The sequence below is a fragment of the Candidatus Defluviilinea gracilis genome, assembly GCF_057138825.1.
The window spans coordinates 13,932-37,662 of sequence record NZ_DBNHEF010000049.1 but is presented as its reverse complement, the minus strand read 5'-3'; the positions used below and the strand labels follow the sequence as shown (position 1 = coordinate 37,662).

Below are 23,731 nucleotides of genomic sequence, written 5' to 3'. Positions count from 1 at the left end.
CATTGTAGACTAAGCAGTGGACTAAGTCAAGTTCTAAAACCCCTCCGCCACATATTCCCCCCACACAACTCGCAACGCATTGCAAATTTCGCCAAGGGTGATGTCATTTTCCACACATTCAATGAAAAGCGGCATCAGATTCTCCGTTCCGCTCGCCGCAGACTTCAACTTGCCGAGCAACTCATCCGCCAGTCTCTGGTCTCTAACCTCTCGCAATTTCTTCAACCTTTCGCGCTGACCCAATTCAATGGCGGGATCAACACGCAAGCGTTCCAAAGTCACTTCCTCGTCAACGGCAAATTGATTGACTCCCACCACCACCTGCTCCCCTCTTTCGATGGCTTGCTGCGCGGCGTAGGCGGCATTTTGAATTTCGCTTTGCATGAATCCCTTTTCGATGGCTTGCAACGCGCCGCCCATATCGTCAATTTTGGAGATGTATTCCTGCGCGCCTTTTTCGATCTCGTCGGTAAGATATTCGATGAGATACGATCCCGCCAGCGGATCAACCGAATCAGCAACGCCTGATTCATACGCAAGAATCTGTTGCGTGCGGAGCGCGACGCGCACGGCTTTTTCGGTGGGAAGCCACAATGCCTCGTCCATGGAGTTGGTGTGCAGGGATTGTGTCCCGCCGAGGACAGCGGATAACGCTTGCACCGTCACACGCACGACATTATTTTCAGGCTGTTGGGCGGTGAGGGTCGAGCCTGCGGTCTGGGTGTGGAACCGTAACTGCCACGAGGATGGTTTCTGCGCTTTGAATCGTTCGCGCATGATGTTTGCCCACAGCCTGCGCGCGGCGCGGAACTTGGCGACCTCTTCCAAAAAATTATTGTGCGCGTTGAAGAAGAACGAGAGTTGACCGGCGAACTCGTCCACGTTCAAGCCAGCCTTCAGCGCGGATTCGACGTAGGCGATCCCGTTCGCCAGCGTGAACGCGACCTCTTGCACAGCGGTCGAGCCTGCCTCGCGGATGTGATAGCCTGAGATCGAGATCGTATTCCAATTCGGGACTTCTTTCTCGCAGAATGAAAATATATCGGTGATGAGCCGCATCGAAGGCGCGGGCGGAAAGATGTATGTGCCTCGCGCGACGTATTCTTTCAAGATGTCATTTTGAATTGTGCCGCGCAATTTGCTTACGTCCACGCCTTGGCGTTTGGCGACGGCGATATACATCGCCAGCAAAACTCCCGCAGGCGCGTTGATGGTCATGGACGTGGAAACTTGATCGAGCGGGATTTGGTCGAACAACTGTTGCATGTCGTGGATGGATGAGATCGAGACTCCCACTTTGCCGACCTCGCCTTGCGCGATGGGGTCGTCCGCGTCGTAGCCGATTTGAGTGGGAAGGTCGAAGGCGACGGATAACCCTGTTTGTCCTTGTTGGAGCAAATAGCGATAGCGCTTGTTGGATTCTTCCGCAGTGGAGAAGCCCGCATACTGGCGCATCGTCCAGAAGCGGGAGCGATACATCGTCGGTTGGACGCCGCGCGTGAAGGGATATTCGCCGGGGAAGCCGAGTCGGTCGAGGTAAACTGAATCAGCCCCACCCGGAAGAGAGAGGCGCGGCACTTCAATCCCAGAGGAGGTTTCGAAGCGTTCGCGCCGTTCCTTGAATTTATCCAACGATTTTTTCAGGATGTTTTCCTGCCATTTTTTGTATTGATCCTGAAGTGTCATCGCGCCTCCGTAACAGTATTCTACGGCTAGTATACAGCAAACAAAGGCGGTTGAATTAATATCAGAACTTTGATTTATATTATTTGATTTTCTGAAACCTTTGGACTACACTACTCGTAAACTTACACAGCGTCATCCATCATCATTGAAAACGGAGTTCCTGTATGGCGAGCAAAACGCTTCTCTATATCGGCGCGGGCATTTTATTTTTGATCGGCGTGTGTCTATTCGGCTACGGGCTCTTGAACGTGATCGGTTCCACGTCTGCGCAGGGCAGTTCGAACTGGTTGTCGTTCGGGATCGGGTTCGGCTGTGTGGGTGTGTTCTTTTTAGCGGCGGGCGCGGGGTTGATCTATGCCGCCCAGCGGGGGGCGAAGACCGAAGTGATCCAACAAGTGACGATGAAAGTGGACCTGCCGGGGGAAACGAAGATCGAGCAGATGAAATGCCGTTCATGCGGCGGAAGCCTGAGCGCGGACAATGTCAAGATGGTCGCCGGCGCGCCGACGGTTTCCTGCCCGTTTTGCGGGACGACGTATCAATTGACCGAAGAACCGAAGTGGTAACGAATCTTGGCTCTACCGTTTCTGACGGGAGTACGACTCGCAGGAAGATTCTTTGCCACGAATTTACACGGATTTTCACGAATGTTTTAAACAATCCGTGTGAATTTGTGAAATCCGTGGCTAAGGTTCTTGGGCTTTCCCGTTAATAACGGTAGAGCCCGAATCTTCTAATCTGTTTCTTGCAAAGTTATTTTCGCCACTGAGAACACAGAGAAAAAACTTCTCAAAGGTCTCTGTGGACTCTGTGGCTGAGCGAGAGATTAAATTAAAGAGGTGCCATGAAATCCATGAAATTAAAGATCGCCTATTTCCTCGCGCTCGTATTGTTGCTGACGAGTTCGCTGGTCGTTTCCGCCCAGTCGGATTATTACTTTGGGGTGGAGCGCGAAACCGTGAACGTGTATTGGAACGCGGACGGCACGCTGAGCCTCGATTACGTGTGGGACTTCGCCAACCAGCCCGGCGCGCATCCCATCGACTTTGTGGACGTGGGCATGCCCAGCGATCACTTCAACATGTCCACCGTGCAAGCGGATGTGAACGGGACTCCCGTGACGACTTCAACGAGCGAATATCAAGGGAGCGGGTCGGGATTCGCGGTGGTGATGGGACCTCAGACCATCCCTGCCGGCGGACGCGGACGCGTGCATGTGTTTGTGGGAGAAATCACCGAGGCGTTGTACCCCGACACCGAGGACGACAAGTACGCCAGCGGCGTGTTCGGCACGACCTGGTTCGGCTCGCAATACGTGACGGGCAATACCGATGTGACCATGGTCTTTCACTTCCCGCCCGGCATGACGAACAGCGAGCCGCGCTGGCATTCCGCGCCGAGCGGGTTCGCCTCCGAGCCGCAGGTGGGCGCGGATGAAAGCGGGCGAGTTACCTACACATGGCGGAATGAAACGGGAACGGCGTCCACGCAATATACATTTGGCGCGTCGTTCCCCGCCAGTTATGTTCCCGAGTCGGCGATCGTGCGCACCAGCGCTCTTGAGAGTTTCATCACGGGCATCGTCTCACTCTTCATTGGTTTGGTGAGCATGGTGGCAGGCTTTCTGCCTTGCTTGCTCTTCCCACTGTTTTTCATCGGCGCTCCCGTTCTGGGTTTCATACAAAACCGACGGCGAAAACTGCAATACATGTCGCCGAAGATTTCCATCGAGGGACATGGCATCAAGCGCGGACTGACGGCGGTCGAGGCGGCGATCCTCATGGAAACCTCGCTCGATCAAGTGATGACGATGATCCTGTTTGGGCTGGTGAAGAAGAACGCGGCAACGGTCACATCGCGGACTCCGCTCGACCTCGATATCGCCTCGCCCATGCCCGACGGCTTATACGAGTACGAGACGGGCTTCCTCGGCGCGTTCAAAGAACAAAATAAAACCACGCGCCAAAATCTCCTGCAAGGGACGATGGTGAAACTCGTTAAATCGGTCTCCGAAAAGATCAAGGGTTTCAGCCGCCAGGAGACGATCGCTTACTATAAAAACATCACCGAAAAAGCCTGGCGGCAGGTGGAGCAAGCGCAAACGCCCGAAGTGCAGGGGCAACTCTACGACGAGAACGCCGAATGGACGATGCTCGATAGAGACTACGATGACCGGGCGCGGCGAACGTTCACTCGACCCATCATCATGCCTGCGTGGTGGTCTCGCTACGACCCGGTCTATGCGGGCGGAGGGAGAACGATCTCGACGGGCGCGCCAGTTTCAAGCGGGGGACGAAGCGGTTCATCCGCCCTACCGGGGGCCGACTTCGCCGCGTCGGTCGTCACGGGCGCGCAATCGTTTGCCTCCAACGTGATCGGAAACGTCACAGAGTTCACCAGCAAAGTCACCAACGTCACGAACCCGCCTCCGCCGCCTTCCAGTTCCCGCAGCGGGGGCGGACGAAGCGGCGGTTGCGCGTGCGCCTGCGCGGGTTGCGCCTGCGCCTGCGCCGGCGGCGGACGATAAGGAGAACCGTCATGGCGCTTTTCGAATCGATCAAAGAGAGAATCGTCGGACCGGGTGTGAAGAACCCACAGCCCGGCTTGTACCATTATCAATTGGAAAAAGAGAACGAGAAAAGCCGCGCGCATTTGCGGATCGAAGGCGACGGGAACGCCACGCTGATCGTCAACGCCAACCGCGTAATGCATCTCAATCCCACCGCCGCATTGATGGCGTATTTCATCATGGAGCAAATCCCAAACGAGGCGGTCATCCGCATGATGACGAAACAGTTCAAGGTTCACCCCGAACAAGCGCGGACGGATTTTGAGGAGTTCCAATGGCAGATCAAGGAACTGCTCCGCCCAGACGGCGCATGCGCGGTTCACGACATGGACCTGGAAACGATGATGCCGTTCAGCGCGCGCCCCGCCGCGCCCTATCGCATGGACATGGCGCTGACCTATCGCTGTAACAACGATTGCGCCCACTGCTATAACGCGCGCGAACGCACATTCCCTGAGATCGGCACAGAACAGTGGTTCGCCGTCATTGACAAGTGTTTCGACCTTGGCGTTCCGCACATCGTTTTCACCGGCGGCGAAGCCACCCTGCGCGACGACCTGCCGGAACTGATCGCGTACGCCGAATCGAAAGGGCAGATCACCGGGCTGAACACCAACGCCCGCCGCCTCATTGACGAGCGCTTTCTGCAAAAATTGCTGGACGCCGGGCTCGATCACATCCAAATTACGGTTGAGTCGAGCGACGAACACATCCACGATGTGATGATGCGCGCCAAAGGCGCCTTCAAACAGACCATTCAAGGACTCAAGAACGCGCTGAACACCAACCTCTACGTGATGACCAACACCACCATGCTGAGAACCAACGTCCACACCATGCCGGAGACGTTGGACTTCCTCGGCGAACTCGGCGTGCCGACCATCGGCATGAACGCGCTCATCTACTCCGGGCATGGTCTCACGGTTGGCACGGGTCTGCGGGAAAGCGAACTGCAACCCATCCTTGAGATGGCGGTCGAGAAAACCTCGGTGCGCGGACAACGCCTGATCTGGTACACGCCCACGCAGTATTGTCACTTCGACCCGACGCAACTCAACCTCGGCGTGAAGGGATGCACCGCCTCGCTGTACAGCATGTGCATCGAATCGAATGGCAACGTCCTGCCATGTCAATCGTATTACCATCCGCTTGGAAACATCCTCACCGACTCGTGGGATTCGATCTGGAACCACGAGTTATCCATCCGTTTGCGCGAACGGCGCGGACTGCCCGACATGTGCAACGATTGTTCCATCGTGTCCGAATGCGGCGGCGGCTGTCCCTTGCGCTTTGAAGGTCATCGCAAACAATATGAAGTGAACGAGGAGATCGTCCCGTTGCCCGTGTTGGCGTAGGTCAATGAGGTTCTACCGTTTTTAACGCGACAACTCTTTTCAAACACAAAAGCTTGCATTGAGCTTGTCGAAATGACACAACGGTCACAAAGGAATTACCCATGAAATCACTGGCTCTTTCCCCTTTGTGTCGCTTCGACGAACTCAGCGCAAGACTTGGTGTCCTTCGTGTTAAGGCTCTTTACCGTTGATAACGGGAAAGCCATCAATTACATTGCCAAAAGGAAAAGCCATGAACATTCTTAATCGCATTTCCGAACTCTTCACCAAAGTCCAGCCCCTGCCCGAGGGCACGCATCATCTGCAAGCCGCGCCAGAGCGCGAAAAGCCGTATCGCCTGCACTTGCGCCTGCTCAAAGATGGGACGGGGATCCTCATCGTCAATGCGTCCACGGTGTTGCACCTCAACCCGAACGCGGCCGAATGCGCGTACCACTTCATCAAAGGCTCATCGCCCGACGAGGCGGCGAAGCAGATCGCGGCGCGGTATCGCGTGAGCAAGGATGCGGCGCTCAAAGACTTCACCGACTTTGCCGATCGGATTCAAACCCTCGTCGAGACTCCCGACCTCGACCCCGTTTCATACCTCGACTTCGAGCGGGTCGCGCCTCACTCCGCCAGTCTGCCTGCTCCACTGCGCCTCGACTGCGCCCTCACCTACAGACTCTCCGACCACAGCGACGCCGCGCCCGCCCAGCGCGTCCGGCGCGAACTGACCACCGAGGAATGGCAGACTATTTTGGATAAAGCCTGGAGCGCGGGGATTCCGCACGTCACCTTCACCGGCGGCGAAGCGACCCTGCGCGACGACCTTCCGCAATTGATCGCGCGCGCCGAAGCGAACGGTCAGATCTGCGGCTTGCTCACCGACGGCTTGAAACTCGCCGATGAAACCTACCGCGCGAGTCTGTTGCAGACCGGGCTCGATCACATTCTATTCCTCTTGCAACCCGGCAACGCAACATCATGGGAGGCGTTAGGCTCGCTCCTGCGCGAAGATATCTTCGTCACGGCGCATCTCACGGTGAACGCGGAGAACGCCGGTCAAGCCGACGGCATCCTCGAACGGCTCGCAAACCTCGGCGTTAAGAACCTTTCCGTCACCACCGCGGACAAATCATTCACCTCGTCTCTGCCGGCGATCCATAACCGCGCCGCCGAATTGGGGATGACGATGAGGTTCGATCTGCCGGTGCCGTATTCGGCGGAGAACCCGGTGGCATACGAAACCGCCGAAGACGAAACGCCCGACGGCGCGGGCAGGGCATGGATGTACGTGGAGCCTGACGGCGACGTGTTACCGGCGCAAGGGATGAAAGACCGCGTCCTCGGCAACTTCCTCAACGATGAGTGGGAAACGATCCGCCGCGCGTAAATGGACTGGCACACACGCTATCTGCAACAAGCGGGCTGGACGCGCGACCTGCGCGTCTATCTGTTCGCAAAGGCGGAGGCACAGTCCGCGCGTCGAATCTTGGAAGTGGGATGCGGCACCGGGGCGCTCCTCGCGACGATTGCCTCTTCGGCGACTCTTCACGGCGTAGACATCGATCCTCACGCGCTCGCGCAATGCCGGGTGAATGCCGCGAACGCGATTCTCACGCGCGGCGACGGGCTTGCCCTCCCCTATTCAAACGGATCGTTCGATCTTGTCTTTTGCCATTATTTTTTATTGTGGGTGAATGATCCATTGCAAGCCGTCCGCGAAATGAAGCGCGTGACGCGCCCCGGCGGACACGTCCTTGCGCTGGCGGAACCGGATTATTTTTCCCGGGTGGATGCGCCGGACGAGTTGAAGCCTCTCGGCGCGTGGCAGGTCGAATCGCTGAAACGGCAGGGAGCCGATCCCGGCTTCGGCGCGCGGCTGGCAGAGACGTTTTTCGAGGCGGGGATAAAACTCGAAGAAACGGGACCCATTCAACCCGTCGAAAAAGAAGCGGATGTTGAGGCGTTGGAAATGGAATGGGCGGTGATCGAATCCGATTTGGCGGGGATGGTCGAGGAGGAGGAAATCCAAAAAATGAGATTGTTGGATACGCAGGCGCGGAAAAGCGGCGAGCGCGTTTTGCGAGTGCCTACGTATTTTGCGTGGGGGCGGGTTACGCATTGATGCCGCTGAGACACGGAGACGCAGAGAAGAGCAATTAAAAAACTCCGTGACTCAGTGTCTCCGTGGTTAAAAATGAAGTGGGGGAATTGCTAGGTTTAATTGTTAACCTGCAACAACTGCATCATGATCTTTGTTTAACTTCGCTCGCATAATATTGATAGAGCAACCATACCGACGCCGCGCCGAGCAAATGCCAAAGGGCGTGTCCTTGCATGAGGCTGGTCTCGAAGCAAACGATGCGGGTGTTATCGAGAATCCAAATCACGTAGGCAACGGCGAGCAGGGTGATTCCGAGGCGTAATTTTTTTGTAGCGATGATCGGCGTTTGTTGTTTCAGGTACCGCGCTTCAAAGAACAAGGCGATGATGAGCGCGAGGGCAAAGACGAACCGTCTCGTATCGGGCAGGGAAATTTGTAACAGGCTGAGAAAAAGGACGATGGTAAGATACAGCCCAACAGTCGCGGCGAAGCGCAAACCCCAAATCCGCTCGAAGGCGTAGACGAGCATGAGCGTTGCGAGCATGAACATTCCCAGCACGTCGAAGAATTGACCGGTGAAGGTGAGCGAGGCGTGATAGAACGCGCTGCCAATGCCGATGACGAGACTCGACGCGCCGAAGATAACGGCATGACCGCGCGAGAAGCGCCGCGCGTTTTTCGACGATGTTAACGCCAACGCTCCGCTGAAGATATATCCCAATGAGGAGATCGTGTTCGCCGTCTGGCGGATCGGGCTGTTTTGATTCGGTCTTTCGCAGAAGCAACCATGTTGCAGGCAGGTGGCGGGGCGCCAATCTGCCCACGTGGAGGCGGGCAGGCTCATCAACACACCAAGCGTTATGGCGGAGATGAGCAGGGCGATCAGAAGAGGCAGCGCGTGTTTCACTACGCCTGAGTATACATGCGCAAACGCCTTCAATTTCTTCCTGTGTAGGCGTCACGCAGTTGGCGGGCAGTTGTATTGCCGCCGCAGTGCAACTACGGCGCAACAGGTAGGGTATTCGCATTAGAAAATCTCGAGGCTCAAAACACGGTGTTTTGCCTTCGAATCCGCTAATCCTTCGACAGGCTCAGGACAAGTCTTCGCCAATCTGCGCGAATTTTTCCGAGAAAGATTAGCGTGAATTCGTGAGGATTAGCGGACAAAAAATCCAAATGCGATTGCCTAGCGCAACAGGTTCAACTGCGTAAGTCCTGCTGTGTTAAACTTAACCCATGGAAATCTGTTATTTGCTCGCCTTCCCCGATTCAGACGACGGCAAAACGCGACCGACCGAACAATTCAAAGGGCTGATCAAAGACGCGCCGTATTTTCAACCGGTGGACATCGACCTCGTGACGCTGGGCGAAGAGACATTTTTGTTCGAGGGGTACGCCGTCAATGTCGTGCGGCATCTCTACGACGACTGCGCGCAGATGATCGAATGCCGGTATCAGATCAGCGACCCGTTCGCCGCGCCGGTGTTGCTCACGCGCACGAATTTACAAAACGTGTTGCAATCGCGCTATATTCCTGAAAAGCACCGTCGCAGCGGATTGTTCGAGGAGTATTGGATCCTGTTGGTCAAAGACGCGACCCCCACTCCCGACCAATGGATCGAAAAGAACGCGCTGGGGCTTTCAAACTTTATCCGCTCACAGCGCGATGTGTTCGACGCCGAAGAGATGCGCGAGATCCTCGGCTCGCGCGCGCGTTACTCCGCCGACGAACTCACGCTGGTGGATTGGGAGGGCGCCATCATCATCGCGCCGAAAGCCGATTTCCGCTCCGATATCGCCCTGCTCAAGATCGGCAATTATCAATTATTGCGTTACCGCATGTTGGACCAATCCATCGAAGACCTGCTCGACAAGATCAACGAATCGTTCTTTGAGAAACCGCGCCGTCCCCGCGCCACACGCGGGCTGATCCGCCAACTGACGGAACACCGCCTCGAGGTGATGCTCGATTTCGAACGCGCCGAACAAAGCCTGTTGCTCATCGGCGATTGGTACACCGCCAAACTCTACGAGATCATTCACAACGAGCTCTACCTCAACGACTGGAAGCAAACCGTGCGCGGCAAACTCGATAGTCTCGAGAACATCGTTCAAACCATCAAAGACAACCTTGCCGTCTCGTGGGAAAATCTGCTCGACCGTATCCAACTCGCTTTGTGGATCGTCATGCTCGTCGGTTACCTGTATTTATACTTTCTGGATGCCGGCTGGATCATCATCCCGCCTCGATAAAACATGCTCAGACGAAAACTCCTCCTCATCACCCTCGCGCTTCTTTCCTCGACGTTAGCCTGCCGCGCCGCCACGAGGCTGATCATCCCCGACACGCCGACTCCGCTCCCGCCGACTCTCACGCCAACCCCAACGCTGGTCCCGCCCACATCGACGCCGACGCCCATCCCCGAAGCCAGTTGCCCGGTCCAGGTTGCGGATATTCTGGAGGCTTCTCTCAATTTTGAAAGCAGTTCGGAGGAATCGCTGGAGGAGGAGATCTATCTCGTCACCTATCGTGTGGATGGAGACGATCTCGGCAATCCCTATTTCGACTCGGTGCCGAGCAAATTCCGCGACGAGCAGGATGACCGCGCCACGCACGAAGAGATTTGGAATTTATTCGCCAACCTCATCCCCCCCGACGAACGAGACTTTGTGGTGAGTTTTGCCATTGTCACCGATGGCGGCAGTGATGTGCTTGCCTCTGTTGGGCAATCGCAAAATAACGCCGAGGAGTGGGTGCTCGAGGTAGACATCCTCGACGCGGATGACCGGCGCGCCCTGGTCTTTACCTTGCTCCACGAATTCGCCCATTTGATGACTCTGAATTCCTCGCAGGTGCCGCCCAACCTATCGGTATTTGACAATCCGTCTAACGATGAAATCTACCAGCGCGAGCTTGCCGCCTGCCCGAATTACTTCCCGGGCGAGGGATGCAGTAACGCGGATTCGTACGTCAACCAGTTCTTCGATCGGTTCTGGTTCAACTTGTACGCGGAATGGCAGGAGATCGATACGATCGAGGATGAAGACGAATACTACGACCAGCTCGATGATTTTTATAACACATATCAAGACCAATTCCTCAGCGATTATTCCGTCACCAGCCCGGCGGAGGATATTGCGGAGGCGTTCGCATTTTTCATCCTTTCGCCCAAGCCGCCAGCGGATTCGATCGCCAATGAAAAAATCCTGTTCTTTCACGGGTTTCCTGAATTGATGCAATTGCGCGGGCAGATCCTGAATCAACTGTGCGCCGAATTCCCGCAATGAGCGATCACAAAATTTCGTTCAAACGATCCGATTCAACGTGGCGCAAAGCCACTGTACTGGTTGGCGGAATCATCCTCCTGTGTTGTTTCGGAGTGTTGGGGTATTCTGGATTATTATTTTATATCGTGGCGAACGATGTTTCCCTGATTCCTTCGCCCACGCTCGACCCCAATTGCAAAGAAACGGCTTGTCTCAATGCCTGCCTGCGGGTTCTGCCCGACTTCGCCGGCGTGAATCTTTCTGAATATAGAAATGAATTGGATGAAAAAGTAGGAGGATATAAACTGGTAGGCTACTGGATCAAACAAACTGACGGGTCCCTGCAACGGTTGTCCAAACCGCAGGTTCCTTCTTATCTACAACCCTACCAGGACGATACCGAATTACATGCTCGCATTTGGAATTATGCAAGACGCCTCTTCGGCGTCACGGATCAAGTGTATATTTCCTATATCACGTTTTATGTGGACACAAATGTAGACGGCTATGCGGCCAGTGTGTGGAAGACCTCCAAGGGGAAATGGAGCTTGGAAATAAACCTGGCGGAATTCGATAGCGCCAGAGACACCACGGAAATCTTAGTTCACGAGCATGGCCACATCCTGACGTTGGATGATACGCAGGTCACAGGAATTGGACCCTGGTATGATGAAACGATCAACAGGAAGGACTTCGATGCAAAGTCTCGACTATGCGGCGACCAATTCTTCACGGGCGCGGAATGCGCGCGCGCCGATTCCTACATCAACGAATTCGGAAAGCGTTTCTGGCATGGTCAGTTATTCGAGGATTGGGTAACCGCCTTCCTGCAAGCGAGCGAGACGGAGGAGAATAGCCCCATCCTGAACGAATTCTATTTGAAATACCCGGACCAGTTTGTAAGAGCCTATGCCGCCACCAACCCGGATGAAGATATCGCCGAATCATGGACGGAATTCATCGTGCGTCTCAAACCTGCGGGTAACTCGATTGCCGAGCAAAAGGTGCTCTTCTTTTATGAATACCCGGAACTGGTGCAAACGCGAACCGAGATCCTACAAGCGGTATGTCAGCAGGCGTTAGAGCAAAAGTAAGACCATGGTGGACACCCTAACAATACAAGTTAACCCCACCTTAAGGGGAAACGCCCGCCAGTAAATGGCAGTATAATGCCGCCACATGGATTCGCTTCAACCCCCTCTCACAGAACAGAATTCCCCGCCTACGGGCGAAGCAGACCAACCCGTCGAATGGAAGCGTCCGCTGCGCGATATCCTCGAAACGCTTCTTCTTGCCGTCTTCCTGTATTTTGGGATCAACGCCGTCTCTGCCCGCGTGCGCGTGGATGGGTACAGCATGAACCCGTCGCTTGAGAACGGCGAATACATCCTGGTGAATAAACTGGCGTATAAACTCGGCGCGCCTTCGCGAGGCGATATCATTGTTTTCAGTTATCCGCGCGACCCCAGCCAGGACCTGATCAAGCGCGTGATCGGTTTGCCCGGCGATACGGTCGTGGTCGAAAACGGTCGGGTGCTGGTCAACGGGTTGCAGTTGGAGGAGCCGTACATTGCTTCGGCGCCGTTTTATAACGGCACATGGCAGGTGGACGAGGGAAGCCTGTTCGTGCTGGGCGATAACCGCAACGAGTCGAAAGATTCGCACGAGTGGGGTTTGCTCCCCATGGACAATGTGATCGGTAAAGCCGTGGTCATTTATTGGCCCCCTCCCAAATGGGAGATCATCAACCACATCGACGTGGCTTTTGCCGCGCAATGAAGTTACCTTTATGAACGATACCCATGCCGCTCCCCTCCAACCCCATGCAGACCGCGTTCCGTGCAGTGAATGTTCGGCGGGCATTATGCACTTGCGCCACATCACCTATTTCACCTGGCTCAGCGAGGAACTCGTCACTGTGCCGAACTTCCCCGCCTGGATCTGCGACCTGTGCGGCAGACGCGAATACGATGAGCGCGCCGTCTCGTGGCTGGCGATGCTCCTCAGCCCGGAAACGGGAAAGCCCACGCGCCGCGTCCATCGGACGCCCAAGCCTGCCCCGCCCGCGTTGAATCATCCCACCCCCCCGCTGGACTGACTCACACACCATGGACTCTTCCTCTCGAACGTATCGTTTCCTTCCCGCAGATTTATACACCGCCGGCTATCGTATCGTCGGCAAGGTGATGGCTGGCACGAGCGGCATCATGGGGACGATGAACGACCACACCAAGTCGCATCTTGAAGTGCATGATGCGCGGCTGGCGCGCATCCATATGCCCACAAAGTTAGTGGATCATTTTGAGGTAGTGAGGCTGGTGAAGACAAATATTTTCGCGTTGTGCGCCGCGCGCCGCGAAGACCTGGGTCCTGCGGCGGTGGTGCGCGGCGGGTATTCGAATGCCGCGCCTGTGCTTGCCCGGGTGACTTCGCAGGTGTACGAAGTGGAAGGGAAATTGGAGATTTCGGGTCGGTTCGATTTTTCGGTGCTGATTTCAGATACCACGCGCAATTTCATTCCGGTCTTCGACGCCGTGCTGGGAGCCATCCTCATCCCCAACCTCAGGGTGGAAAGTCCCGCGATGTTGTTCAACCGCGTGTTCATCGATATGATGGCGCTCCTCAACCAGCGGGCGAAAGAGGATAAGTAGCGGGCGTGGCGAAACAGGCGTGTCATAACCTTCTTTGCCACAGGGAACACCGAGACCGCAGAGAAAAATCTCTCTCTACCGGTACATTTGCACCGCTAAGTGTCGCCATGGCGCCATGCGACACCCGCAAAGAACATAAAGAAAACTTTTTTATCTTGGCGACCTTGGCGCGCTTTGCGGTAAATATCTTTCATGTACGGTAGAGAAAAAAATCTCAAATTCTCTGTGGACTCTGCCGTGTCGCGACACGAACGGTGTGGCTTCGCAGACCCAAATAACCGCTCTCATGTAGCATGTAGCCAATTGCTTGACCATTGCAAGGCGGGATGATAAAATCCGCCCGCTTTACGAAAGAACGTTTGCCCCCATCGTCTAGTGGACTAGGACGCAGCCCTTTCAAGGCTACGACCGGGGTTCGAATCCCCGTGGGGGCACTAACAAAACCTAACGCGCCGTGAGGCGCGTTTTTGTTTTGGAACACTGAGTGTACTCCTGCGGGTTGAATGGATTCGGCACAAGGCTGTCCGCGCTGAGGAAGCGTCCCAGCTTGGGGGAGTAGAATCTCGACTGGTAATGGTAGATTCCCAAACCAGCGATATTCCGTTGCCCTGTGAAGAGTTTGTCCGTATACATGCTTCCTGTGGCGAGGCGCGTCTCGCCGAAGGAGTAATAGCGGTTTTCACCCACGATGTTGCCTGCTGAATCGGTCACGACGGACGCCGAGCCAAGGTGATCTTTCAAGGTGAAGTAGAGTGTACCATTGACTCGCACATCGTCCCGATGCTCTTTGGGATGGCTCCGCCAGCGGGATAGTAGGTTGTTGTGCCGATTACCGAAATTAGCAACAAGAAGAGACTACCCATTTGATTACCTTACACTTTCAAAATCGGCATGCTGATACACGCTGAAAACGCAGATTTTTCATTCTGAATCAGCGAAAATCAGCGCACTTCGCGGTCTGCGACCCCAAAACCTTTGTGTAAGGTACTCAGACTTCTCATGGAAGACACTGTTTCGTAAGTACACAGATTCGACGGATTACACGGTCAAACAAGGGTTATCAAATAGTTTTCTCCGTGAAATCCGTGTGATCCGTGTCCAAAAAAGACTTCAGAAACACTCTCTAAAGACAATCTCCACTCTCATTTCTCTATTCTCTACTCTCTACTCTCTATTCTCTATTCTCTATTCTCTACTCTCCACTCTCCAGTCTCTCATCACGCATCCAAGTGATACGTGTGATACGCGTTCTGGCACGGGTTGCCCCAGGCGATGTGCATTTCGCGGGCGGTCAGGTCGATGACCAGCGCCGAAATGGTGCTCTCGCGGTCCATCGGGTCGATACCGGCGATGTTGTGATTGCAAATGGAGTTCGGCAGGTTCACATGATCCTTCTGGATCGTCTGCAGGGTTTTGATCGTATGGGTCGAGTTCTCGCGCAGTAAGCGGTTCGCGCGGAAGTAGCGCACGCGAGAAGAGATCAACTCCTCGGGGTCCTTCTCGATCTCCTTCATGGTCGGCGAAAGATAATGGTTCGTGTGAACCATATATCCGTCAGTGCCGTGCAAGATGTCGAAACGCTTCGCCGAGACCTCCACCGAATACATCTCCCCGCTTTCATGAACGAGCAGGTGGTTGTACCCCGCGGCGCGATGCGAGATGAGCATCCGCCCGATGGCGCCTGAAATACGACGCGAGGAAAGAACGGCGCGCGCGACAACCAGGCGGGGAATGCCGATGCGGGAATCGTTCGGGTAGACCGAATCGATCAACTGGGCGATGCCGTAGGCGTTGAATCCCACGTTAGGGAGCAATCCGCCGTACGTCATGGCAAGAAACGGAGGTTCCTCCTTCGGCTTCGCCAAAACCACATACACATCATTCTCGTCTTCCGGCACCCAATCCTCGTTGTGCGCCGCCAGCACATGACCATCCGCCGCGCGCTGTTCGTTCACCGCAAAACTGGTGCAGCGCGTAAGATGCAAGGCGTCCATCGTCATGGCTTCCATGGTATTGAGTGCCACCACATCATCGAACGACACATTCGCCCCCTCGGCAATGCCGCGCATTTCATCCACGTATTGGGGATAACGCTCCTCGGCGAACGGCAAATACTTACGCGACTGGATCTGCGCGCCTCCCCACGTGAGTTCCAGAGTATTGTACGATTGGTCGATCAACACGCGGGCATTCTCGATGCTATGTTGAACCTGCTCGCGCCTCGCCTCGCCGATCTGCCTGCCCATGTCGCGGTGTGTGCCCGAAACCTCCACCAGCGGCGGCGCGGATTGATGAAGTATCGTGTTCGGGATGGGGTTTTGTTGTAATGCCATGAGACCTCCAATAAAATCAATCTGCCCCGGGCGAATACCCGGGGCAGACAAATTATAACAGCGATGCTCCCACCCTCCCGCAGGTTTTCTCGCAGCGCTCCGTTGATTCAACCGAACCTGCGGGACGTTTTACATGCGCGAATTACATCATGCGGACTTTTACGCCTGCGCGACAGGCGGAGGCGGCGGATCCACGATCACACCAGACGTATGAATGGTCCGCGACCCGAAGCGGGTGATCACCACCGAGCCGATCGCCAGCAACCCAAGCAAGAATTGCGCCAGCCCGCCGATACAAGGGAGAAAACCAAGCGCGCCACTGACCAGCACAAGCAAGAAGGTGCCAACGCCCACCGTCGCCACCGGCGACCACGTCTGGCTCATTGCCTTGGCGAAGCGCTCGCCCACCTCCGCCCCAAAGGCAACGATCCCAAACAACCAGGCAAAACCCAGCACAATGGGCGGGATGATCGTAAGGAACAACAACGCGCTCACTACCACCGCCAGCAAACCCATCGCGCCGACCATCAGCGGTTGCGCGGCAATGGCATTGCCTGCGCGCTCCATTTGCGGCTTCCAGAACAACGACAGTAACATGGCGAATCCCGCCGCCAGCGTTGCCCAAAAGAACAACTGGAATATTTGCCCAAAGAATCTGAACCCAAAATCGTACTTCACATCGATTCTGGACGGGTCTTGGAAAGGCGGAACTTGCCCATCCGGAAGATTGATCTCCGGCTGAACGTTATTGACGATCTCCCCTTCGACCACGGCTCCCTCCGCCACCACTGCCTGCCCGCCAATGGTGACCACATCACCCAGCGTCGACGCGGTCTCGTTCAAATAAATCTGCCCGCCAATAGCGACAACATCGCCATGGATCGCCCCGTCGCTTTTCACAGTGCCGCCCACCACAATCAGGTCTCCGTTGAACTCGGCATCTTCTTCAATAGACACGTTTCCGCCAAAGACCACCAGGTCGCCGTCGAACGTATCGCCGGATTCCAGCGTGAAGTTACTCCCAAAGATCACCTGACCGCCATTGGGTCCCGGCCCCTGAGCAAGCGCTGCGCTGGTCGGAACAAGCGCAAGCATAATCAGGGAAATCAGAGTAACGATCCTAAATTTTGTCTTCATACACTACACTCCTTGCGGCGCGCTTCGAAACGCGAACCGCCAAATGGATACCGACCACAACAAGCTGACGCCGGCAACGCCTGAAACGATCACCATCCACCCAAACGGCGGAAGCAACCTGCCCAGCACATCGAGGATGACCTTGCCAGCCTCCGCGCTTGCCTGAAGCGTGGTCAGAATGAACACAGCCGTCTCCACCAATGCGGCGATCCAACTGGCAGGCGATTGCAAAAAGCCAGCCAGATAAGGCGACACCAGCCATCCTAACAACAACATCCCGCCAAAAGCAAAAAAGACGGAACCGAGGATTCGGCGGCGGCGCTCGGCGGTTTTCTCAGCCGCCAGCCGCGCCTGAAACCGGGTTGCAAATCCCGGAGCGGGCACAGCCAGTTTCGCAGAGCGCAAAACCCTGGCGGTCTTTACCAGCGCGGCGCAATACGCGCACGAACGCAGGTGCGAATCCAATTCGCGCTGTTGTTGCGCATCGAGCGCAACCTCATGCAAAAGCCAGGTTTCAAAAGGCTGGTGATTCATGGCGTCTCCTTTCCGTTTGGGCAGGCAGAGTTTCCTCCTCCTGCCACATGCCTGCCAACGCCCGTCGCGAGCGATGCAGGCGGCTCTTCACAGCGCTGACCGTCAACTGCAACGACTCAGCGATCTCAATTTCAGAATAGTCGTACCAATACCTCATAATCACCGCCGCGCGATCCGTTTCATCGAGGTCGCCCAAAAGCCGGTGCAGGCGGTCGCGCTCCTCCCGCTTGGTCGATTCGACCTCAGGGTCGGGCGAAGCGGGGTCGGCGATCTCAAACACCGTCCCATCCTCGCGCTCCTCATCCATCGAAAAGACCGAGAGTCTCTTTCGGCGCAGGCGGTCGATGCAATAATGCGCGGCGATCGAAAGCAGCCAGGTGACGAACGAACGACTCGAGTCGTAACGATGCAGGTTTTGGTAGGCGCGCAAGAAAGTCTCCTGCGCGGCATCCTCCGCCGCTTCAGGTTCGCCCAGCATTCGATAACACAAGTTATACACATGTGTCTGATGCGATTCGACGAGCCGGGTAAATGCTTCGTCACTGCCTTGTTGAGCCTGGGCTACCCAGGCGAGTTCATCGTTCACCTGCGCTCCTCGTACTCCTTATACGCCTTGCGGGAAAAATAGTTGCGCGACATTTCACGGAGGACGACCGTCGCTTCATTCTACCAGTGCGGCTGATTCTAACCCTCAAAAAAACAAGCCCCCTTGCGGAGGCTTGCCATCGTTTACTTGGATGATTTATTTTTGAACCGGCTGAACAGTGTTTTCCGCTGGTTCTGGAAGCGGTCGAACGCGCTCTCCAACGATGATTTGACATCGGGCGGAACTTCGCCGCGCTCGAAGAACGCCAGCAGTTTCTTCGAGTTCGATTCCGGTTCATCCACCTTGGGCGCGCTACTGGACACATAATCGCTGTAATGCTGGGGCGAGTACATGGACATGTACTGATAATCGCCATACGTTTTCGCGTTGGTTTCCGAAACCTTATTGAACACAATGCCGATCACCCGCGCCCCGGCGCGATTCAACTGCTCTTTAATGACCTTTGCCTGATCGTCCTTCGTCAAGCCGGGTTCGATCACCAATACCACACCATCCACTTTCGAGGCGAGGTTGTACGAATCGGCAATGATCAACGGCGGCGCATCCACGATAATCGTCTCGTATTCGTCTCGCAATTCGTTCAAAATCGCGCCGACACGTTTTGAATTAACCACCTCGGTGATACTCGGCGGGATGTGCCCCGCTGTGATCACGTCGATGCGCTTCCCTTTCACGGGTCTCACAACTTCTTTTGCGGCAATCCGCGCATGGATGATATCTGCCAGCCCCGGGTTCTGCGAGATCTTCAAGGCTTTGTGAACAGAAGGACGCCGGAGATCGGAATCGACCAGGATCACCTTTTGGTCGCTCATGGCGAACGAAAGCGCGAGGTTCGCCGCAACCGTCGTCTTGCCGTTTCCCTGCACCGGGCTGGTCACCAGGATCGTCTTGGCGGAATTATAGGTTTGGAAAAACTCAAGGTTCGATTGCAACAAGCGAAAGTTCTCGGCAACGATCGAGTTCGGATGGCTCAACACATACGTGGCGTTATTGCCATTTTCAGAGATCTGCGAAAGGTAACCGATGACCGGCAGATTAAAGATACGCTCCACATCGGAAGTTGTCTTGATGGTGCGGTCGAGATATTCCAACCCATACGCGGCGCCTGCCGAAAGCAACAGCCCAACCAACCCTGCCAAGCCAATGATCAGCAGTTTGCTGGTACCCTCCGATTTTGTGGGCAGGTTCGCCGGCTCCACAACCGTCAAGGTGTTCAATGCGCCCTGCTGAGAATTGGAAAGGAACGTTGCGTAGTTATCCCGCAGGCTGGTCAACTTAAGCGTCAGAGTCTGAATTTCTTTTTCGGTCTCCGCGATCTGACTCGTGCTGGTCTGAACCTTCAAACTTGCCTGAAGGTCTTTAATTTCCTTGTCGGTCTGTTCGATCTGTTCCTGGAGGCTGGCAAGTTGCTGGTCGATGAATTCCTGCTGTTCCCCGCCCGTGCCGCTGACCGCCGGGCTTAATTTGATCAACTGTTGCGCCAATTCATTGGCAATGATCTGCGCGCGACGAGGGTCTGTGTCGGTGACAGCGATCTCGACCAACTGGGTGTTCGGAATGATGCGCGAATTGTATTGCGGAAGCCAGTCAATGCCCAACGCCTGTTTCGTGGCTTCCTGCACCGGTTCACGCCGCGCCATATCTGAGTAGATCGTCGCCAACTGTTGCGAAATTGAGATCTGACCCGGTTCCGGGTTGGGATTGGAAATGGTGCTTCCCGTCACCAGAGTGGTGCGGGAAATGTATTGCGCCGGCTGAAACAGCGTCGAGATCGAGCTGGAAATCAGAGCCAGCACAGTGGTCACTGCTATCAACCGCCACCATTTGATTAAAGGTTTGAGATAGGGATTAATATCCATGGGAACCAATTTTATAAACAGAATTATAGCAGGAGAAATTAAATAACCTAACGTTCTCCTCGAACTTCATGACGTTGCAACATTAGAAAAGTTACCATAGGAACAGCCAACGTGGTCGCTATACGCAAGGTCAGGTAAGTATTTTCGCATGGTGAATGGCTTCCTCGTAAATATGAATCAATTTCCCAGCCAAAACGGTCCAATCGTGATGCTTCCGAACATAGTCCAATCCAGCCTGCCCCACTTGTTGTTGTAATGATGGGTCTTCGATCAGGCGTAGAAGTTCCCGTGAAAACTCCTCAGCGGTGTCAGCCACCAAAACATCTTCTCCGGGCTTCGCTTGTAAAGCTATCATCGCCTTCATGTTTGTTACCACAGGTGTTTTACACGCCATCGCCTCAAGCGCTTTATTTTGGATTCCCGCGCCATACACAAGCGGAACCGCCGCAACCGTTGCTTTTTGAAGATATGGACGCATATCCGCAACAGTGCCTGTGACGATAATACGAGGGTCTGCCTGCAAGGATGTAATATGCGCCGGCGGATCCTTTCCGACGATCAGCAATTTCACGCCTGGGCGTTTCTCCCAAATGGTAGGCATGATTTCCCGAACCAGAAAATCTGCCATCGAAATATTGGCGTGATAACTCATCTTACCGCTAAAGACGATCGTTTCTGGATCGCGTTGAATCGCAACATCCGGGCGGAAATATTGCATATCCACGCCATTGGGCAACACGGTCACGGGCGATGGTGTCTTTGAAGATAATCGTAGGAGCGCCTCTCTATCAGCCTGTGATGTGATCGTCACATGATGAAACGCGGAAACCAGCTCACCTTCCCACGCCTGGGTCCGACGCAAGTCTAGCGTGGAGATCAGCCTGCCGAATGCGCTGCGGCTCTTCGCGGAGGTCAACTCAAAGAGGTGGCTGATACAGTCCACGCTGTCCCACACGACCGGCAGGCTGGGCAGGCGTGAACGGATCGTTGTTCCAAACATTGAGCCGCGCAAATGCTCCACATGCACAACGTCAAACCTTGAAGAAACGCTGTAGGATTGGAAAAAACGTTCAACCAACGCTGGGGTCCAACTATATACAGACTGCAAAGGTTGCCGGGTTGGCAAAGCAATCAGACTCTGCCAATACGAACGCAACGCGGGTTGATGTTCGTATACAACATCATGGCACAGGCTCTTCAACGCGCGCGCATCCTCAACATCTCCTTGGTTTGTCGTCACCGTAAAGACGGTCACCTCCGCGCCAAGGGCGGAAAGATGCGAGATCAACTGATAGGGCCTGACCCGAATCAGATTAGGCACATACGGAACAAAATATGCGATTTTCATGCCGGGCTGGAAAACATCGAACGCAGGCGAAGCCGATGCAACAGAAGTCTGTATTGAAAACGCAAATGAGATTTGATCGTGCGCCACAACTTCGCCTTGGAAACCCCGAACATACGGCTATGCAACGCGGCGGGAAACTCGACGACCTTGAATCCCTTGAGCATGGCTTTGACCATGAACTCGGTGCCGGCAAGGTAATCATCCGCCTCGAATTGCACTTGTTCGACCACTCTGCGGCGATAGCCTCGAAACAGCGCTGTATACGTGTAGATGTTCCAGTTCAACAAAATTCGATAAAGAAGAGACGAGCCTTTGCTAAGGAATATCCTATACCCGGGCACTCCAACCACTTCCCCGTCCGGATGGTACGGCGAGGCGGTCACCACATCCACATTCTTCTGAAGGCAAGCCAACAAGGCTGGGATGGTCCCAAATTTATAGGTTCCATCGCTGTCGGTTGTGAGAATGATGTCGCCGGTCGAAGCCTGTAACCCTGTGCGGATTGCCGCGCCAAGCCCGCGATTTACTTCATGCTTCTCAAACTTAATCGGTATTGTCTGGCTGGAACGGGAAGCAAAAGCGGTTTTGAGCGCGTGATACGTAGCATCCTTGCTCCCATCGTCGACAAAAACGACTTCTACAGAGGTCACAGCGCCGCCGTCCGGCAATTTACTTCCGATCAAGCTATCGGCAACGGGGAAGAAGTCTGTTCCCAGTTTTTCGATGTTATCCTCTTCATTAAAACAGGGAATAACAATGGATATTTTCATATGCAATCTTTTCACTCCTCGCGATGGTTGATTTTATACAATGTGTAATTCTCAACAGTAACCACAGGGACGCAACAGCCTCCCGCCAAAAACTCGGTATACATGCCAGTCCACTTCGAAAAGGGACCTTCGATCAGGTAATCTGGATCATACGCCGTTGGATCATAGATCTCGTCTGTCATCTCGCCAAACTGCGTTTCCGCGGTCTTGAGGTCGACCCAGCGATTGGCAGGATGATGGTACGTGTGATCCGGCGTCAACAGGTCGAGCTCCCATTCCCACGATTCGATCACCGCGTCCGCGGGAAGGTTTTGAATAATATAATCGGCAAATTTCTCGGGCGTTGCATCGTGCCTGACATCAATATCCCGTATCTGCTGGAACAAACCGTTTCCCGCCCAAACCAAACCCGCCAACAGAAAAACGGACCCTGCATACAAGGAGCTTTGTCGCAACCTCGAACTTTTTTGCCACTCGTTCCAGGTCTTGCGAATATATAAATAAATTCGATAAAAAACCTCTCCAGAGAAAACCAGCCCGATGGAGAAAGCCTCGAACATATAACGGGGCCACCCGACTGATATAAAGCAAAACCAAAGGACCCAGACTGTGACGAACACAGCCAGCATGAATTTCCCTAACCCAAATAAGGTCCGTTGACGGCTTTCCAGAAACGACAGAAGCAAGCCAGGACCCGCAAAAAGCAAAAAACCGGAACGTAGTAGGTACCATATATTTCCCGGTATACGACTCGCCCGAAACGCCAGGATGGTCACTTCTGCGCTCGAGTCGAGCGCCGCAAGATGAGCGGCAAAATTTTCCGCGCCTACCAATTTGTACTGAACGCCGAACCATAAGGCGGCACAGGTGAGCATCACAACCAAAACGATCATGCTGTTGAGAGGTCGGATTTGCTTGTAATAAAAATAATCTGCAACGACCGCCAAGCCCAACGCGGGGACAAAGATCCAATACTGACCCTTCGTCACCAGCGCCAGCCCGAAAAACAACCCTGAGAGAATTGCGTAACGCGTCTGTTTCTTTTTCCCAAGCGCAAAGAAGCAGAGAAACCCGATAAAAAAATACATCAGCGCGGGAACGTTGCCCAAAGCCTGCCTGCCATAAAACAAGAACCCTTCGTCTGGGATCGACAACAACAGGAATACCGAGATCAACGCGGAAGGCGCGCTATACAACACGGATGAGATGCGAAAAAACAACCAAACCGCCGCAAGAAAAAATACGGCGGCAAGGATCCGCGCTTGCAACAACCCTACGCCAAAGATCTTGAATAGTACTGCAATCGGAACGATCAAGCCTGGTCCATTCGCGATCAACGGCTGATCAAGCATCCGAAACCCTTCCACAGACCGCATGGCATACTGCCCATGGTTGACCAAATTCAACGCGCCCTGCAACGCCAGCCCCTCGTCAAACCAGGTAACCGGGTAATAGGGTTGATGATAGACACCTAACACCAACAGAGAAACAAACGCCAAGGCGACAAGAAGCCGCCTCATATTAAT

General features: G+C 54.7%; 22 protein-coding genes and 1 tRNA gene. 12 read left to right on the top strand and 11 right to left on the bottom strand.

What is annotated here, in order from left to right:
• Positions 1–33: 33 nt before the first annotated feature.
• Positions 34–1,686 carry an acyl-CoA mutase large subunit family protein gene (locus AC16KF_RS06850; protein WP_484036559.1) on the bottom strand — a complete coding sequence of 551 codons (1,653 nt, stop codon included), beginning with the start codon at positions 1,684–1,686 and terminating at the stop codon, positions 34–36.
• A gap of 164 nt (positions 1,687–1,850) precedes the next feature.
• On the opposite strand from AC16KF_RS06850, the gene AC16KF_RS06845 reads away from it, so the two are divergent.
• The 5 genes from AC16KF_RS06845 to AC16KF_RS06825 all read left to right on the top strand — a co-directional run bounded on the left by AC16KF_RS06845 (position 1,851) and on the right by AC16KF_RS06825 (position 7,720).
• Positions 1,851–2,252 (top strand): hypothetical protein, encoded by a 402-nt coding sequence (locus AC16KF_RS06845; protein WP_484036558.1) that lies wholly within the window; start codon positions 1,851–1,853, stop codon positions 2,250–2,252.
• 278 nt (positions 2,253–2,530) lie between these two features.
• Positions 2,531–4,213 carry a hypothetical protein gene (locus AC16KF_RS06840; RefSeq protein WP_484036557.1) on the top strand — a complete coding sequence of 561 codons (1,683 nt, stop codon included), beginning with the start codon at positions 2,531–2,533 and terminating at the stop codon, positions 4,211–4,213.
• 11 nt (positions 4,214–4,224) lie between these two features.
• The gene (locus AC16KF_RS06835; RefSeq protein WP_484036556.1) at positions 4,225–5,610 is read left to right on the top strand and encodes a radical SAM protein; all 1,386 of its coding nucleotides are present in this window, start codon (positions 4,225–4,227) and stop codon (positions 5,608–5,610) included.
• 232 nt (positions 5,611–5,842) lie between these two features.
• The gene (locus AC16KF_RS06830; RefSeq protein ID WP_484036555.1) at positions 5,843–6,985 is read left to right on the top strand and encodes a radical SAM/SPASM domain-containing protein; all 1,143 of its coding nucleotides are present in this window, start codon (positions 5,843–5,845) and stop codon (positions 6,983–6,985) included.
• The gene (locus tag AC16KF_RS06825) at positions 6,986–7,720 is read left to right on the top strand and encodes a class I SAM-dependent methyltransferase (RefSeq protein WP_484036554.1); all 735 of its coding nucleotides are present in this window, start codon (positions 6,986–6,988) and stop codon (positions 7,718–7,720) included.
• Positions 7,721–7,841: 121 nt separating this feature from the next.
• Here the strand turns inward: AC16KF_RS06825 and AC16KF_RS06820 are convergent, their stop codons facing one another.
• The gene (locus AC16KF_RS06820) at positions 7,842–8,606 is read right to left on the bottom strand and encodes a ceramidase domain-containing protein (protein WP_484036553.1); all 765 of its coding nucleotides are present in this window, start codon (positions 8,604–8,606) and stop codon (positions 7,842–7,844) included.
• A gap of 329 nt (positions 8,607–8,935) precedes the next feature.
• Between AC16KF_RS06820 and AC16KF_RS06815 the strand changes: the two genes are divergently transcribed.
• The 7 genes from AC16KF_RS06815 (at position 8,936) to AC16KF_RS06785 (ending at position 14,051) form a co-directional block, all read left to right on the top strand.
• Positions 8,936–9,952: a hypothetical protein gene (locus AC16KF_RS06815; protein ID WP_484036552.1), complete on the top strand. Its 1,017-nt coding sequence runs from the start codon at positions 8,936–8,938 to the stop codon at positions 9,950–9,952.
• Between the two features lie 3 nt (positions 9,953–9,955).
• Positions 9,956–10,987, top strand: a complete 1,032-nt coding sequence (locus tag AC16KF_RS06810) for a hypothetical protein (protein WP_484036551.1) — start codon at positions 9,956–9,958, stop codon at positions 10,985–10,987.
• On the top strand, positions 10,984–12,060 hold the full coding sequence (locus tag AC16KF_RS06805; protein WP_484036550.1) for a hypothetical protein: 1,077 nt from the start codon (positions 10,984–10,986) through the stop codon (positions 12,058–12,060). The genes AC16KF_RS06810 and AC16KF_RS06805 overlap by 4 nt, the downstream gene beginning before the upstream one ends.
• Before the next feature lie 85 nt (positions 12,061–12,145).
• The gene (lepB, locus tag AC16KF_RS06800; RefSeq protein ID WP_484036549.1) at positions 12,146–12,745 is read left to right on the top strand and encodes a signal peptidase I; all 600 of its coding nucleotides are present in this window, start codon (positions 12,146–12,148) and stop codon (positions 12,743–12,745) included.
• Positions 12,746–12,755: 10 nt separating this feature from the next.
• Positions 12,756–13,064 (top strand): YgiT-type zinc finger protein, encoded by a 309-nt coding sequence (locus tag AC16KF_RS06795; protein ID WP_484036548.1) that lies wholly within the window; start codon positions 12,756–12,758, stop codon positions 13,062–13,064.
• Between the two features lie 10 nt (positions 13,065–13,074).
• On the top strand, positions 13,075–13,617 hold the full coding sequence (locus AC16KF_RS06790; RefSeq protein WP_484036547.1) for a hypothetical protein: 543 nt from the start codon (positions 13,075–13,077) through the stop codon (positions 13,615–13,617).
• A gap of 361 nt (positions 13,618–13,978) precedes the next feature.
• Positions 13,979–14,051, top strand: a tRNA-Glu gene (locus tag AC16KF_RS06785).
• A gap of 10 nt (positions 14,052–14,061) precedes the next feature.
• Here AC16KF_RS06785 and AC16KF_RS06780 read toward each other — a convergent pair.
• From AC16KF_RS06780 to AC16KF_RS06740, 9 genes are all read right to left on the bottom strand, one after another.
• Positions 14,062–14,328 (bottom strand): RHS repeat-associated core domain-containing protein, encoded by a 267-nt coding sequence (locus tag AC16KF_RS06780; protein ID WP_484036546.1) that lies wholly within the window; start codon positions 14,326–14,328, stop codon positions 14,062–14,064.
• A 506-nt stretch (positions 14,329–14,834) separates the two neighbouring features.
• Positions 14,835–15,950: a C45 family autoproteolytic acyltransferase/hydrolase gene (locus tag AC16KF_RS06775; RefSeq protein ID WP_484036545.1), complete on the bottom strand. Its 1,116-nt coding sequence runs from the start codon at positions 15,948–15,950 to the stop codon at positions 14,835–14,837.
• A 159-nt stretch (positions 15,951–16,109) separates the two neighbouring features.
• Positions 16,110–17,087, bottom strand: coding sequence for a bactofilin family protein (locus AC16KF_RS06770; protein WP_484036544.1), 978 nt, complete (start codon positions 17,085–17,087; stop codon positions 16,110–16,112).
• A 3-nt stretch (positions 17,088–17,090) separates the two neighbouring features.
• Positions 17,091–17,621 carry an anti-sigma factor gene (locus tag AC16KF_RS06765; RefSeq protein ID WP_484036543.1) on the bottom strand — a complete coding sequence of 177 codons (531 nt, stop codon included), beginning with the start codon at positions 17,619–17,621 and terminating at the stop codon, positions 17,091–17,093.
• Positions 17,602–18,207 (bottom strand): RNA polymerase sigma factor, encoded by a 606-nt coding sequence (locus tag AC16KF_RS06760; RefSeq protein WP_484036542.1) that lies wholly within the window; start codon positions 18,205–18,207, stop codon positions 17,602–17,604. Before AC16KF_RS06760 ends, AC16KF_RS06765 begins: the two co-directional genes overlap by 20 nt.
• A 143-nt stretch (positions 18,208–18,350) precedes the next feature.
• A complete protein-coding gene (locus tag AC16KF_RS06755) occupies positions 18,351–20,087 on the bottom strand; it encodes a polysaccharide biosynthesis tyrosine autokinase (protein WP_484036541.1) in 1,737 nt (578 codons plus the stop codon).
• 130 nt (positions 20,088–20,217) lie between these two features.
• Positions 20,218–21,435 (bottom strand): glycosyltransferase, encoded by a 1,218-nt coding sequence (locus tag AC16KF_RS06750; protein ID WP_484036540.1) that lies wholly within the window; start codon positions 21,433–21,435, stop codon positions 20,218–20,220.
• Complete coding sequence (locus AC16KF_RS06745) at positions 21,432–22,205, bottom strand: glycosyltransferase family 2 protein (protein ID WP_484036539.1); 774 nt, start codon at positions 22,203–22,205, stop codon at positions 21,432–21,434. Before AC16KF_RS06745 ends, AC16KF_RS06750 begins: the two co-directional genes overlap by 4 nt.
• 11 nt (positions 22,206–22,216) lie before the next feature.
• Entirely contained in the window at positions 22,217–23,725 is a 1,509-nt protein-coding gene (locus AC16KF_RS06740) for an ArnT family glycosyltransferase (RefSeq protein ID WP_484036538.1), read from the bottom strand.
• Positions 23,726–23,731 lie beyond the last annotated feature (6 nt).